Source organism: Streptomyces sp. SID486, assembly GCF_009865385.1.
Taxonomy (GTDB): domain Bacteria; phylum Actinomycetota; class Actinomycetes; order Streptomycetales; family Streptomycetaceae; genus Streptomyces.
The window spans coordinates 16,188-30,310 of record NZ_WWJT01000610.1 but is presented as its reverse complement, the minus strand read 5'-3'; the positions used below and the strand labels follow the sequence as shown (position 1 = coordinate 30,310).

Annotated in this window: 10 protein-coding genes; 1 reads left to right on the top strand and 9 read right to left on the bottom strand. The window is 73.4% G+C overall.

Annotated features, from left to right (window positions below):
• Positions 1 to 128: 128 nt before the first annotated feature.
• The 5 genes from GT045_RS28660 to GT045_RS28640 all read right to left on the bottom strand — a co-directional run bounded on the left by GT045_RS28660 (position 129) and on the right by GT045_RS28640 (position 6,524).
• Entirely contained in the window at positions 129 to 2,561 is a 2,433-nt protein-coding gene (locus GT045_RS28660; protein ID WP_161335953.1) for a 2Fe-2S iron-sulfur cluster-binding protein, read from the bottom strand.
• The gene (locus GT045_RS28655; protein ID WP_161298518.1) at positions 2,558 to 3,451 is read right to left on the bottom strand and encodes an FAD binding domain-containing protein; all 894 of its coding nucleotides are present in this window, start codon (positions 3,449 to 3,451) and stop codon (positions 2,558 to 2,560) included. Before GT045_RS28655 ends, GT045_RS28660 begins: the two co-directional genes overlap by 4 nt.
• 340 nt (positions 3,452 to 3,791) lie before the next feature.
• Positions 3,792 to 5,429 carry a beta-N-acetylhexosaminidase gene (locus GT045_RS28650; RefSeq protein WP_161335952.1) on the bottom strand — a complete coding sequence of 546 codons (1,638 nt, stop codon included), beginning with the start codon at positions 5,427 to 5,429 and terminating at the stop codon, positions 3,792 to 3,794.
• 211 nt (positions 5,430 to 5,640) lie between these two features.
• Positions 5,641 to 5,922, bottom strand: coding sequence for a DUF3039 domain-containing protein (locus tag GT045_RS28645; RefSeq protein WP_018549697.1), 282 nt, complete (start codon positions 5,920 to 5,922; stop codon positions 5,641 to 5,643).
• 29 nt (positions 5,923 to 5,951) lie between these two features.
• Positions 5,952 to 6,524, bottom strand: a complete 573-nt coding sequence (locus tag GT045_RS28640) for a YqgE/AlgH family protein (RefSeq protein ID WP_161295697.1) — start codon at positions 6,522 to 6,524, stop codon at positions 5,952 to 5,954.
• Positions 6,525 to 6,803: 279 nt separating this feature from the next.
• On the opposite strand from GT045_RS28640, the gene murA reads away from it, so the two are divergent.
• Positions 6,804 to 8,144 (top strand): UDP-N-acetylglucosamine 1-carboxyvinyltransferase, encoded by a 1,341-nt coding sequence (murA, locus tag GT045_RS28635; RefSeq protein ID WP_161295695.1) that lies wholly within the window; start codon positions 6,804 to 6,806, stop codon positions 8,142 to 8,144.
• Positions 8,145 to 8,317: 173 nt separating this feature from the next.
• Here murA and GT045_RS28630 read toward each other — a convergent pair whose 3' ends face one another.
• The 4 genes from GT045_RS28630 to GT045_RS28615 form a co-directional block, all read right to left on the bottom strand.
• A complete protein-coding gene (locus tag GT045_RS28630) occupies positions 8,318 to 8,599 on the bottom strand; it encodes an HU family DNA-binding protein (protein ID WP_014673024.1) in 282 nt (93 codons plus the stop codon).
• 321 nt (positions 8,600 to 8,920) lie between these two features.
• The gene (locus GT045_RS28625; protein WP_161295693.1) at positions 8,921 to 10,336 is read right to left on the bottom strand and encodes an NAD-dependent malic enzyme; all 1,416 of its coding nucleotides are present in this window, start codon (positions 10,334 to 10,336) and stop codon (positions 8,921 to 8,923) included.
• A gap of 338 nt (positions 10,337 to 10,674) precedes the next feature.
• Entirely contained in the window at positions 10,675 to 13,107 is a 2,433-nt protein-coding gene (locus GT045_RS28620; RefSeq protein WP_161295691.1) for a UvrD-helicase domain-containing protein, read from the bottom strand.
• Positions 13,108 to 13,313: 206 nt separating this feature from the next.
• A complete protein-coding gene (locus GT045_RS28615; protein ID WP_202516215.1) occupies positions 13,314 to 14,081 on the bottom strand; it encodes a zf-HC2 domain-containing protein in 768 nt (255 codons plus the stop codon).
• Positions 14,082 to 14,123: the final 42 nt, after the last annotated feature.

The following is a 14,123-nucleotide window of genomic DNA, read 5'->3' as shown; positions in this document are numbered from 1 at the left end:
GTACGGGAAGGTGCCCTCGGTCTTGGCGCGGGCGTCGGCGTGCGGCAGGGAGGCGCCGAGGCCGTGCGGCAACGGCTCGGCCGCGGGGGCGGGTTCCGCCGCGCTGGTCGCGATGCCGGCTTCGTTGCTCACGCCTGGCCTCCGTCCTGGCCGTAGTGCTGGTCACGCTGCCCGGGCGGCGTGCCGTAGGGGCCCGGGGCGTCACCGTAGGGGTCCGCGGTGTCGCCGTACGGGTCCGCGGTGTCCCCGTAGGGGTTCGCGCCGTCGCCGTACGAATCCGCGGTGTCGCCGTAGGCGGGGTCCTGGGCGTCCCCGTAGCCGTCGGGGGTGGTCTGCGGGATGTCGAACACGCCGGGCGCGTCGAAGGCCGAGGGGTGCACGCCGCCGGAGCCGGGGCCCGCCTGGTGCGGGATACGTGCCTCGTCCCCGTCCGTCTCGGAGCCGGCGTGGGCGCCCTCGCGCTCGGCGACGACCTCCTTGACGGCCTCCAGGACGCCCCGGTAGCCCGAGCAGCGGCACAGGTTGCCGCAGAGGGCCTGCCGGGTCTCCAGCTCCGTCGGCGCCGGGTTGCCCTCCAGCAGGTCGTGCACGGTCATCGCCATGCCGGGCACGCAGAAACCGCACTGCACGGCACCGCACCGCGCGAGCGCGCGCTGTACGTCGGAGGGCTGCCCCTCCTCGGCCAGCCCCTCGACCGTGCGGACCTCGCTGCCGGCCGCGGTGACCGCCGGGACCAGGCAGGAGGCGACCAGGCGGCCGTCGACCTGCACGTTGCAGGCTCCGCACTCGCCCTGCGAGCAGCCGTCCTTGGCGCCCGCGAGGCCGAGCCGCTCGCGCAGCACGTACAGCAGGGACTCGCCGATCCAGGCGTCGGTGACCGGGCGGTCGGTGCCGTTGACGCGCAGCACGTAGGAGGCGAGGGGGTGGTCGTCGTGCGGCGGCAGCGCTACGGCGGCCTGGTCCCCGGCCTCTTCGGGAGCGGCCGCCCCGTCCGGTGCCGGGTCCTCGGCGGCGCGGTCACCCTCGGCGGGAGCGTGCGCGTCGGCGGGGCCGTGCGTCCCGGCGGGTCCGGGTACGGCGGTTCCGTCCCCGGGCGCGGTGGCCGGGTCGCCCGGGTCCGCCGCGGCGTCGGCCGGGGCGGGACCGGACTCGCCGGCGGGGTCCGCGGGGTGAGCCGTCGTCACCGGGGCCTCGGACGCCGCCGGATCGGGCGTGACCGGCGCTGTGGCGGACCGGGGCGCGGCGCCTGGCCCCGTGTGCTGTTCGTGGCCCGCGGGGGCGTCTGCGGGGCGCTCAGGGGCTTCGGCGAGGCCGTGTGCGTCCGCTTCCGGCGCCGTCCCGGGCTCGGGCCGCGTCCGCTCGGCCGGGACCGGCTCCCCGGAGGCGTCGGGCGCTCCCGGTCCGCCGGGCGCCGCCGCACCGCCGAGGGTGCCGGTGTCCCGGGGACCGAGCGCGCTGCCGAGCGTGCCCGTGCCGCCGAACGTGGCACCGTCACCGGCCCCGGCGTGGCCCGCGCGCGGGTGACCGGCGTCCGGGTGCCCGCCTTCGCCCTGACCGGCGTCCGGGCCCTCGGGCCGCCCCGTCGCGGCGTGCCCGCCCGCGAAGTGACCCGCGTCCGCGTGCCCGCTGCCGGGGTACTCGCCGTCGGCGTGACCGGCGCCGGTGCGGCCACCGTCGGGGTGTTCGTCCTCGGCGTACCCGTCCTCGGCGTACCCGTTGTCGGCGTACTCGTTCTCCGCGTACCCGTTGGCGTACTCGTTCTCCGCGTGCCCGTCGGCGTACTCGTTCCCCGCGTGCCCGCCGTCGGCATGCCCGGTGTCCGCCTGCCCGGTGTCCGCCTGCCCGCCGTCCGCGTACTCCGTGCCGTGGCCGTACCCGCTCCCCGGGTCGTACGCCTCCGGTGCCGCGTCGGCACCGGCCGGGTGCGCACCGGTGTGGTCAGGCATGGCGGGGTCGTCCGGCAGGGCCGTGTGGTCCGGCACGGCGGTGGCGTCGGGTACCGGGGCGGCCGGGGGGCGGCCCCAGGAGTGGCCCGCGCCGTCCGTCGCCCAGGGCGCCGCGGCGCCGCCGGGCAGCGTGGCGGGTGGCGTCCCGCCGCCCCACTGCTCGACCAGCGAGGACGCGGTGAACTCGCCCGACTCGTCCGGAAGGTCGCCCCCGGCGACGGGGATGGACCACTGCCCGGTGACGTCGTGTCCCGGGGCGGCCGGTGCCGCGGGCTCTTCGAAGGTCCACTGCTGCGTGGCGGCGGGCCCGTAGGTGAACCGGTCGTCCGCGCCCTGCGGCCGGCCGGGCGCGGTGTCCGCGTCGGGCCACCGGCCGCCGCCGTCGGGCACGGGCCAGGTGCCGGGGGTGCCGTCGGCGTGCGTGGCGGTGATCCGGGGCGGCACGTAGCCGTGGCCGGGCGCGGCCAGCGGGCTGTCGCCGGACAGCAGGGCGTCGATGCCGCCCTCGGGGAGCTTGACGAAGGCGGTGGCGCCGTCGTCGTAGTCACCCTGGGGCAGCGGGTTCCAGCGTCCGCCGCCCTGGGGCGTGCCCTCTCCGTGCTGGTCGTCGGTCACGACAGCGCCCTCCCCAGTGCTCGTCGGGCCAGCGCGGCGACGGTGCGCCGCAGGTGCAGTACGGCGGGCGGAAGCGGGGCCACCGAGCCGTCGGGCTCGGGGACCGGGTCGGGGATGCAGGCCGCGGCGACGTACTCGCCGAAGGCGTGCAGGGCCTCCGGGACGAGGGCGCGGTCGTTGTCCCAGTCGATGAGTCCCGCGACCCACTGCTCGGCCTCCAGGGGCCTGAGCGGCATCGGCGCTATGGCGCCGACGGCACAGCGCACGCCGCGCCTGGCGGGGTCGAGGACGAGGGCCACGGAGCCGAGCGCGCGGCCGGGTCCGGTGCGGCCGGTGGCCTTGAGGAAGACCTGCGGGGCGTGCAGCAGCGGTACGCGCACGTAGCCGATGAGTTCGCCGCCGCGCAGCATCTCCATGCCGGCCAGCAGGTGCGACACCGGGATCTCCCGGCGGGCTCCGCCCGGGCCCGCGATGATCAGTGTCGCCTCCAGGGCGGCCAGCACCGGCAGCGCGTCCCCGGTGGGGGCGGCCGTGGCGATGTTGCCGCCCAGGGTGCCGGCGTTGCGGATGTGCGGCGGGCCCGCCGCGCGCGCGGCGGCGGCGAGCGCCGGGATCAGGGCCGCGAAGTCGGGGCGGCCCATGCGCGCGTGCGTGAGGCCGGCGCCGAGCAGCGCGTGGCCGTCCTGGTACTGCCAGCCGCGGATCTCGCTGATCCGGCCGAGTCCCACCAGCGCGGCGGGCCTGAGCTGACCGGAGTTGACGGCGGCCATCAGGTCGGTGCCGCCCGCGACGGGGACGGCGGTCGGCGTGGCGGCGAGGGCCGCCACGGCCTCGTCCAGCGTCGTGGGCAGCGTGACGGCCTGCGCCGCCTGCGGTGCGTGCGTGGTCAAACCGGCTGCCCCTTCCCGCTGCCCCACCTGGTCCCGCCTGTGCTGCCGTACGGTACGTGCTGACAGGGCGGACGACGCAACTCTGGCACATCTTCGCAAGGCTCGAACGCGGGGGTCCGCTAGGAGGCATTCGCCCACCTCACCAGGGAGATGGTCCGTTTTCGCACGGCATCACCGGTACACGCGGATTGCCACTCTTCGGTGATCCTGCCGGGGTTTTCCCGTTACCTGTTCGGGGACGGCCGGGATACGGCCACCTGCTCGCGGGCGGCCCGGACACGGCCGCCTGCTCGCGAGCGACCGGTGTACGGCCGCCTGTTCGCGGGCGGCCCGGACACGGCTACCGGTTCGGGGGCGGACCCTCGATCGGGCGGCCGAGCACGCCGGGGCGCCGCTGCCACGGGCGCGGGCCGGTGGGTGGCCGGTAGGCGACGCCGAGGGCGTCGAGGCGCCGGTAGTGGGCGGCCATCCGGCGTTCGAAGCCGGCGAAGTCCCGTTCCGCCGGGGCGGGCAGCGGACTCCAGGCCACCTCGGCGAAGGCGGCGAGGCGGGGGAAGGTCTGGTAGTCCACGCGCGCGGCGTCCTCCATCGCCTCGGTCCACACGTTGGCCTGGGTGCCCAGCACCCGCCGGGCCTCCTCCTCGGTGAGCCCGGCCGGCACCGGCTCGAACCGGTAGACGTCCTCCAGGGTGCGGACGAAACCGATCGGCACGGGCTCGTCCTCGCCCGGCGCCTGACGGTGGTCCAGGTACACGTACTGCTCGGGGCACATGACCACGTCGTGGCCGGCCCGAGCGGCCGCGATGCCGCCCGCGTACCCGCGCCAGGAGGAGACGGCCGCGCCCGGGGCGAGTCCGCCCTCCAGGATCTCGTCCCAGCCGATGAGGCGGCGCCCGCGCGCGGAGAGCCAGGCGTCGAAGTGCCCGATGAACCAGGACTGCAACTCGTCCTCGTCGGTGAGGCCGAGGTCCGCGATGCGCGTCTTGGCGGTGACGGACTCGGTCCACTGCTCCTTGCGGCACTCGTCGCCGCCGACGTGCACGAACCCCGAGAACTCGGCGGCGTCCGCGGGGAACAGCTCCAGGACCTCCTCGAACACCCCTTCGTAGAAGCGCAGGGTGGTGTCGGTGGGGGCCAGCACGTTGGCGGAGACGCCCCAGGTGTCCCAGACGGACAGGGCGGCGGTGTCGACGACGTCGGCGTTGCCGAGTTCCGGGTACGCGGCGATGGCGGCCTGCGAGTGGCCCGGTACGTCGATCTCGGGGACGACGCTGATGTGCCGCTCGGCGGCGTAGGCGACGACCTCCCGGATGTCGTCCTGGGTGTAGTAGCCGCCGTGCGGCTTCTCGTCCCACAGCGGCGAGGCCCGGTGGCCGAATTTGGTCCGCGAGCGCCAGGAGGCGGTCTCGGTCAGTCTCGGGTACCGCCGGATCTCGATCCGCCAGCCCTGGTCGTCCGTCAGATGGAGGTGCAGGACGTTGAGTTTGTGCGCCGCCATCAGGTCCAGATAGCGCAGCACGCCCTCCTTGGGCATGAAGTGCCGGGCGACGTCGAGGAGGAGACCGCGCCAGCGGAACCGCGGGGCGTCCTCGACGACCTGGTGCGGGACCCGGAGGCCGGCGTCCGGGCGCACGGGGGCGCGCCGGAAGGCGTCGGGGCCGAGCAGCTGACGCAGGGTCTGCGCGCCCCAGAAGACGCCCGCGGGGCCGCCGCCGCGGATCTCCACGCCCCGGCCGGCGACGGCGCCGAGCCGGTACGCCTCCGGCTCCAGGGCGTCGTCCAGGAGCAGCCGTACGGCGTTGCCGGCGTCCCGCGGCCCGGGCGGCAGCCGCAGGCCCAGGGAGGCGCCGAGCGTGGCGCGCAGCCAGCGTTCGGTGCGCTCCGTCCCCGGGCCGGCCCACAGCGTGGTGTCACGGTCGAGCGGCACGCCGCCCTCCGTCCGCCCCTCGACGGCGCGCGGCGCCGGAATCAGTTCCACGACATCAGCCCTTCACCCCGCGCGACGCGTTGCGCGTCGTGCAACGACCTTTGCTTCCTGCACAACGCAGGCGCGACGCATGGAAGGCTAGGCACTGCACCGCACTCCCACAAGAGGTCTGGACCAGTCGGCGGCCGGAGAACGCAGAGATCCCCGGGCCGCGCCTGCGCGCGCCCCGGGGATCCGCAACCGCCACCGGGCAGCCGGGGGCCTACTTCTTGTCGCCGCCCTTGTCGTCGCCGCCGCTGCTCATGGACTCGTAGATCTCCTTGCACATGGGGCACACGGGGTACTTCTTCGGGTCACGACCCGGCACCCACACCTTGCCGCACAGCGCCACGACGGGAGTGCCGTCGAGGGCGCTCGCCATGATCTTGTCCTTCTGGACGTAGTGGGCGAAGCGCTCGTGGTCACCGTCGCCGTGGGACACCTGTGGCGTCGGCTCTACGAGGGTCCCCGTACCAGTCCCGCGCTCGGGCTCAAGAGTGCTCATAACAGCCAGGGTACTGAAGGTCACAGGCATCAGTTGAGCGAAGGGTCGTCGGGATACGTGGCGACCATCGCCAGTTCGCCCCGCTGGCGGCGCAGCACCTCACGCCACAGTCTCTCCGGGGCCGGCGAGGAGACGTCGCCCGGCTCGGACTCGACCACGTACCAGGCGCCTTCGACCAGCTCGTCCTCCAGCTGGCCGGGTCCCCAGCCGGCGTAACCGGCGAAGATGCGCAGGCTGCCCACGGCCGCGGCCAGCAGTTCGGGCGGAGCCTCCAGGTCGACCAGTCCGATCGCCCCGTACACCCGCCGCCAGCCCAGCGGGGTGCGGTCGCCGTCGGCGCCGCCCGGGATGACCGCGACACCCAGCGCCGAGTCCAGCGACACCGGGCCGCCCTGGAAGACCACCCCGGGCTCGCCCGCGAGGTCGGCCCAGTCCTCCAGGATGTCGCCGACGACCACGGGGGTGGGGCGGTTGAGCACGACACCGAGGGAGCCCTCCTCGTCGTGGTCGAGGAGAAGCACCACCGCGCGGTCGAAGTTCGGGTCCGCCAGGGCGGGGGTGGCCACGAGCAGCCGCCCTGTGAGCGAGGACACCTCGGTCATGCCAGACATGATCCCGCATCTTCCCCCGGCGTGGGGACCCAATCGGCGGTGCGGGAGTGAACGCAGCTCAGAGCGCGTCGGAGCGGGCCGGGCGCGCACCCGCGCGCCCGGTGACCCCATGTGCCCGAAAGCGAACGGTTCGTGTTGTGACACACCTATGACGCGGCTGGGCCGCCCTTGGGCTTACGGGCGGGGGGTAATAGGCGATTACCCTGTCTTCCCGGCCCCTGCGCGCAGTGATCGGCCGGCCCCTGACCAACTCATCGGAACGCGAGATTCATGACCGTCAACGACGATGTCCTGCTTGTCCACGGCGGAACCCCGCTGGAGGGCGAGATCCGTGTCCGCGGTGCGAAGAACCTCGTGCCGAAGGCCATGGTCGCCGCCCTGCTGGGCAGCGCGCCGAGCCGACTGCGCAACGTTCCCGACATCCGTGACGTGCGGGTCGTGCGCGGCCTGCTCCAGCTGCACGGGGTGACGGTCCGTCCGGGTGAGGAGCCCGGCGAGCTGGTGCTCGACCCGACGCACGTCGAGAGCGCCAACGTGGCTGACATCGATGCCCACGCCGGGTCCAGCCGCATCCCGATCCTCTTCTGCGGTCCGCTGCTGCACCGTCTCGGCCACGCGTTCATCCCGGGCCTGGGCGGCTGCGACATCGGCGGCCGGCCCATCGACTTCCACTTCGACGTGCTGCGGCAGTTCGGCGCGACCATCGAGAAGCGGGCCGACGGGCAGTACCTGGAGGCCCCGCAGCGGCTGCGCGGCACGAAGATCCGGCTGCCGTACCCGTCCGTCGGCGCGACCGAGCAGGTGCTGCTGACGGCCGTGCTGGCCGAGGGCGTCACGGTGCTGTCCAACGCGGCCGTCGAGCCCGAGATCGAGGACCTCATCTGCGTGCTGCAGAAGATGGGCGCGATCATCGCGATGGACACCGACCGCACGATCCGCATCACCGGTGTGGACCAGCTCGGCGGCTACACCCACGCGGCCCTGCCGGACCGCCTGGAGGCCGCGTCCTGGGCCTCCGCCGCGCTGGCGACAAGCGGCGACATCTACGTCCGCGGCGCCCAGCAGCGCTCGATGATGACGTTCCTGAACACCTACCGGAAGGTGGGCGGTGCCTTCGAGATCGACGACGAGGGCATCCGTTTCTGGCACCCCGGCGGCCAGCTGAAGTCCATCGCGCTGGAGACGGACGTGCACCCCGGCTTCCAGACCGACTGGCAGCAGCCGCTGGTGGTGGCCCTCACCCAGGCCACGGGCCTGTCCATCATCCACGAGACGGTGTACGAGTCCCGGCTGGGCTTCACCTCCGCGCTGAACCAGATGGGCGCGCACATCCAGCTCTACCGCGAGTGCCTGGGCGGCTCGGACTGCCGGTTCGGCCAGCGCAACTTCCTGCACTCGGCGGTCGTCTCCGGCCCGACCAAGCTCCAGGGCGCCGACCTGGTCATCCCCGACCTGCGCGGCGGCTTCTCGTACCTCATCGCGGCACTGGCGGCCGAGGGCACGTCCCGCGTGCACGGCATCGACCTCATCAACCGTGGCTACGAGAACTTCATGGAGAAGCTCGTGGAGCTGGGCGCGAAGGTCGAACTGCCCGGCAAGGCGCTCGGCTAGCCGCGTCGGCCGACGCCGAATGGGCGGCCCCCCTGGTGAGGGGGGCCGCCCATTCGGCGTATCTGCGCCCCTGAAGGGGCGCGGGAACTGCTCGGCCAGCCGCGACGGGCCGGCAGTCACCCACGGCGCTCAGTCGAACATCGCTCCGGTGGACCGGCGTTCGAGCAGAGCGGTCACTTGCCCTTGGCCGCTTCCTTGAGCTTGCTGCCCGCGGTGACCTTCACGCTGAAGCCGGCCGGGATGTTGATGGGCTCGCCGGTCTGCGGGTTGCGCGCGGTGCGGGCGGCACGGTGGGTGCGCTCGAAGGTCAGGAAGCCGGGGATGGTGACCTTCTCGTCGCCCTTGGCGACGATCTCGCCGACGGTCTCGGCGAACGCGGCCAGCACGGCGTCGGCGTCCTTGCGGGTCACCTCGGCGCGGTCGGCCAGCGCGGCCACCAGCTCACTGCGGTTCATGTTGTTACTCCCGTGTTTTCTTGCCGTTGGGGTGTGCCACGCGGCGGTGCCGCCCGAGGCACTGCGATGCCGATGCGCTCGCGCCCTTGGGGGTGCCCCCGGGGACGTAGTCCCTGGGGGAGCATCCTGCCCCTACCTGCGGCGGGAAAGCCAATCCGGCACCCGTAGGAGTCGTGAGAACACCCTGGGGAGTCACACGAAAAGCGCCCGCTCGGCCGTCACCCTAGAGCGCGCCCGGCATCTTGGGGTTCCACGACGCGCCGGTGCGGGGGGCCGCCGTGGTGATGCTCACAGCCCCCTGCACAGTACGACACGCCTCGGTCAGGCCGTCGCACCGGCCGCCTTGGCGGCCTCGCGGACCGCTCCGGCGACCGCGCCGGCGACCTTGTCGTTGAAGACGCTCGGGATGATGTAGTTCGGGTTCAGCTCGTCCTCGGTCACCACGTCGGCCAGCGCCTTCGCGGCCGCGAGCATCATCTCGGTGTTGACCGTGCGGGACTGCGCGTCCAGCAGGCCGCGGAAGACACCCGGGAAGACCAGCACGTTGTTGATCTGGTTCGGGAAGTCGGAGCGGCCGGTGGCCACGACGGCCGCCGTCTGCCGGGCGATCGCCGGGTCGACCTCGGGGTCCGGGTTCGCGAGCGCGAACACGATGGCACCCTCGGCCATGGCGGCCACGTCGTCGCCGTCCAGGACGTTCGGGGCGGAGACGCCGATGAAGACGTCGGCGCCGCGCACGGCCTCCTTCAGGGTGCCGGTGAGGTTCTCGGGGTTGGTGTTGTCGGCGATCCAGCGCAGCGCGGAGTCCGCCGGGGCGTCCACCAGGTCCTCACGGCCCGCGTGGACGACGCCGTGGATGTCGGCGACGACCGCGTTCTTCACACCGGCCGCCAGCAGCAGCTTGAGGATGGCCGTACCGGCCGCGCCGGCGCCGGACATGACGACCCGGATGTTCTCGATCGCCTTCTCCGTGACGCGCAGGGCGTTGGTCAGGGAGGCGAGCACGACGATGGCGGTGCCGTGCTGGTCGTCGTGGAAGACGGGGATGTCGAGGGCCTCGCGCAGCCGGGCCTCGATCTCGAAGCAGCGCGGCGCGGAGATGTCCTCCAGGTTGATGCCGGCGAAGCCGGGGGCGATCGCCTTGACGATCTCCACGATCGCGTCGGTGTCCTGGGTGTCCAGGCACAGCGGCCAGGCGTCGATGCCGGCGAAGCGCTTGAAGAGGGCCGCCTTGCCCTCCATGACGGGCAGCGCGGCCTTGGGGCCGATGTTGCCGAGGCCGAGCACGGCGGAGCCGTCCGTCACGACCGCAACGGAGTTGCGCTTGATGGTGAGGCGGCGGGCGTCCTCGGGGTTCTGGGCGATCGCCATGCAGACGCGCGCCACACCCGGCGTGTAGACCATGGAGAGGTCGTCACGGTTGCGGATGGGGTGCTTGGACTGCATCTCGATCTTGCCGCCGAGGTGCATGAGGAACGTACGGTCGGAGACCTTGCCCAGGGTGACGCCCTCGATGCCGCGCAGCTTCTCGACGATCTCGTCGGCGTGCGCGGTGGAGGAGGCCGCGATGGTGACGTCGATACGGAGCTTCTCGTGGCCGGACGCGGTGACGTCGAGGCCGGTCACCGAGCCTCCGGAGGACTCCACGGCGGTGGTGAGCTGCGAGACGGCGGTTCCGCTCGCGGGCACCTCCAACCGGATCGTCATCGAGTAGGAGACGCTGGGCGCCGTTGCCATGGCCGACTTCCTCTGCTTTCACCGTGTCGCGAGTTGTGCCGTCCGATCGTCGCACCTACCGCCGAGTACGTGGTAGTCGCCCTGGGTTGCGGACGTTTTGTTCACGCGAGGTTCTCTGCCTGGTTGATGGTTTCGGAAAACCACTTCCACCATACGAGAAACGGCCGGGCAGGGAAAGGGGACGACGGAGCAAAGAAGGAGGCCCACGTCACATCCGTGACGTGGGCCTCCCGCACGTTCATGACACCGACCCGCCATGCTCGCCTCGCGGCAAGTGGTCGCTCGTGGCGACGAAGGTTGGGCCCGGGGGCTTGGATCGGGCCGGTGCCACGTCAAGGCTAACAAACGGATCCCGTGGACCCATTCCCCCGGCCGGAGTTCGTCAGGATCTCATCCCTCAGCAGGTCCGGGACCCCCGCCTCGTCCGGCTCGTCCCGCTCCCCCGACACGACCGTCAGCTGCTGGGTCGCCCGGGTCAGCGCGACGTACAGCACACGCAGCCCGGCCGGGGACTCGTCGGCGATCTCGGCGGGCGAGACGACGACCGTCGCGTCGTACTCCAGGCCCTTGGCCTCCAGGCTGCCGAGCGCGACGACCCGGTCGCCGAGCCCGGCCAGCCAGCGCCGGGCCTCCTCGCGCCGGTTCATCGCGACGACCACGCCGACCGTGCCGTCCACCAGCCCCAGCAGCCGCTCGGCCTCCGCCCGCACGGTCGCCGCCGGCGCGCCCTCCGCGACCGCGAAGCGCGGCTGCACCCCGGTGGACCGTACGGCGGAGGGCGCCTGCGAGCCGGGCATGGCGAGCGCGAGCACCTTCGCCGCCAGCTCGGCGATCTCGGCCGGGTTGCGGTAGTTCACGGTGAGCTCGAAGCGGCGCCGGGGCCGGCTGCCGAGGGCCTCGTCGCGGGCCTCGGCCGCCTCGTCCGGGTCGGACCAGGAGGACTGCGCCGGGTCGCCGACGACCGTCCAGGTGGCGTGCCGGCCACGGCGGCCGACCATGCGCCACTGCATCGGCGTGAGGTCCTGCGCCTCGTCCACGATGACGTGCGCGTACTCGGTGCGCTCCTGCGCGAGCCGCTCGGCCCGCTCCCGCTGCGACTCCTCGCGCACCGGCATCAGCTCCTCCAGGCCGGTGAGCTGGTCCAGCGGGTCGTACTCGCGCTTCCTGCGCGGCCGGGCCGGGGCGCCGAGGATCGCCTGGAGTTCGTCGAGCATGGCGATGTCGTGCACCGAGTGGCCCTCCCGCTTCAGGGAGCGCGCGACCTTGCGGACCTCGCCGGGGTTGAGGACGCGCCGGGCCCAGCGGCCCAGCCGGCGCTCGTCGGCCATGGCGGCGAGGACGGCCGCCGGGGTCAGCTCGGGCCACCAGGCGTCCAGGAAGCCGATGAAGGCGTCCTCGCCGCTGACGTCCTCGTCGAAGGAGGAGCGCAGCTCGGCGGCCAGCTCCGGGTCGCTGTGCCGGCCGGCCGCGCCGGACTTGCCCCACAGGGCGTCCAGCAGCAGCTTGCGGGCGCGTGGCCGCAACAGGTTGACCGGCGCGGTGCCGCCGAGGGCGGTGCGGCGGACACGTTCCAGCTCGGGTGCCTCCAGCTCCAGACGGCGCCCGAAGGCGACGACGCGAAGGCGGTCCGGCGGCCCGTCGAAGGTCCGCGGCCCGGTGTCGTCGCCGGCGTCGGTGTCGTCGTCCAGGGCGAGCTGTCCCACCGGAGCGGCCGGGCCCAGCTCCAGTGCGCCGCGGGCGGCCTTGCGCAGCACCTTCAGCATCCGGTACGACCCCTTGGCACGGGCCACGGCCGGGGAGTCGTAGAGGACGGCCTCCACGCCGTCGACCAGCGAGCCGATCGCGCGGATCGCGACCTGGCCCTCCTCGCCGAGGGAGGGCAGCACGCCCTCGGTGTAGGCGACGAGCAGCGGCGTGGGCGAGACGATCAGGATGCCGCCCGCGTAGCGTCTGCGGTCCTGGTAGAGCAGGTAGGCGGCGCGGTGCAGGGCGACGGCGGTCTTGCCGGTGCCCGGGCCGCCCTCCACGTAGGTGACGGAGGCGGCGGGTGCCCGGATGACCAGGTCCTGCTCGGCCTGGATCGAGGAGACGATGTCCCGCATGGTGTGGCCGCGCGCCTGGCCGAGGGCGGCCATCAGGGCTCCGTCGCCGATGACGGGCAGTTCCCGGCCGTCGAGGAAGGCCGTCAGCTCGGGCCGCATCAGGTCGTCCTCGACCCCGAGGACGCGGCGCCCCTTGGACCGGATGACCCGGCGCCGTACCACCCGGCCCGGCTCCACGGGCGTGGCCCGGTAGAAGGGCGCGGCGGCGGGTGCGCGCCAGTCGATGACGAGCGGGGAGTAGTCCTGGTCGAGGACACCGATACGGCCGATGTGCAGCGTCTCGGCGATGTCGGCGGTGTCGTCGTCCCGCACGGCGCCCTCGGCGGGCTCCACCGCCGTGTACGCCCCGTCGGGCCCCCGCTTCCCGTCCTTGCCGAGGAGCAGGTCGATCCGGCCGAAGAGGAAGTCCTCGAACTCGTTGTTCAGCCGGTTGAGATGGACGCCGGCCCGGAAGACCTGCGCGTCCCGTTCGGCCAGCGCGCCCGGGGTGCCGACCTGGCCGCGCTGTGCCGCGTCGTGCATCAGGAACTCGGCTTCGTGGATCTTCTCCTCCAGCCGCCGGTACACCCGGTCCAGGTGTTCCTGTTCGACGCCGATCTCCCGGTCGCGGACGGAATCGTTTCCGTCCTCGACCGGGCCGACCGCGGACTGCTGAACCTGAGCGGCCACCGGGCCCCCTTCTGACGTGCTGGGCAGCCGTCAACCGTACGCGAAGGGGGGCCCGGGAGGCTACGGGACCGGTCCGGGGACACCCGGGGACTTCGCGGCGACCGGTGCCGGGGGGCGGGGGCGGGGCGCCGGCACCGTGCGCTCAGCGCGCGGGCAACACGCGCTCGGCCCCGCCGCACCCCGTGCGGCCGAGCGCGCGGCAGGTCTCAGGCGTCGACCTGGACGAGCTTCTTGCCCTCGAAGGTCACCACCTCGAAGTGGTCGATCTCGTTGGGCTGGAAGGCGGCGGCCCCGCCGATGTACAGCGGTTTCCTGGCGTCCTCGGTCTTGGCGTCCGGGATGCCGTACCCCCAGTCCGGGACCGACCACGACGACATGGTCACGCGCTGCCCGTTCTTGGCGACCAGCACCAGGGAGCACTTGAGCGGTCCCTTGACGTTCTTCAGCTCCAGCACCGCCTGGGTGCCCCAGTCCTTCGCCGCCATGGCGACGGTGGCGCTGACGTGGGTCGACGCGTCCGTGGCGGACTTCTTGTCGGACATGGTCCGGAACGTCGACTGGGCGGGGCTCGCGGTGACCTGCCCGCCGCCGTCGGAGCCGCCGCCGACCGCCACCGCGGCCAGCGGGCCCGCGATGATCAGCGCGGCCGCCGCCGCGATCATGTAGAAGCCGCGCCGGCGCTTCTGGGCGCGCTTCTCGGCGACCTCGTCGACCAGCTTCTCCACCAGCCGGGGGCTGGGTTTCGCGGACAGCGAGTCACCGATCGCGGGCGTGCTGCCGGAGCCCGGCAGGTCCGCGAGCGCGGCCAGCATGGGTTCCATCCCGGCCAGCTCGTCCAGCTGCTGGGCGCACCACTCGCAGCCGGCGAGATGCGCCTCGAAAGCGGTCGCCTCGGCGTCGTCGAGGATGCCGAGGGCGTAGGCGCCGACGGTCTCGTGTTCGCTCGGCACCGAAGATCCCTGACTGGGGCTCATGGGCCCAGACATACCCGGACCACCCGGTCCGAATCCCTGCAT

What these genes read in the sequence shown, in the direction of transcription:
- GT045_RS28625 (WP_161295693.1), bottom strand. Translation starts at nt 10,336, where the DNA reads ATGGCAACGGCGCCCAGCGTCTCCTACTCGATGACGATCCGGTTGGAG.
- GT045_RS28645 (WP_018549697.1), bottom strand. Translation starts at nt 5,922, where the DNA reads ATGAGCACTCTTGAGCCCGAGCGCGGGACTGGTACGGGGACCCTCGTA.
- GT045_RS28640 (WP_161295697.1), bottom strand. Translation starts at nt 6,524, where the DNA reads ATGACCGAGGTGTCCTCGCTCACAGGGCGGCTGCTCGTGGCCACCCCC.
- GT045_RS28630 (WP_014673024.1), bottom strand. Translation starts at nt 8,599, where the DNA reads ATGAACCGCAGTGAGCTGGTGGCCGCGCTGGCCGACCGCGCCGAGGTG.
- GT045_RS28615 (WP_202516215.1), bottom strand. Translation starts at nt 14,081, where the DNA reads ATGAGCCCCAGTCAGGGATCTTCGGTGCCGAGCGAACACGAGACCGTC.
- murA (WP_161295695.1), top strand. Translation starts at nt 6,804, where the DNA reads ATGACCGTCAACGACGATGTCCTGCTTGTCCACGGCGGAACCCCGCTG.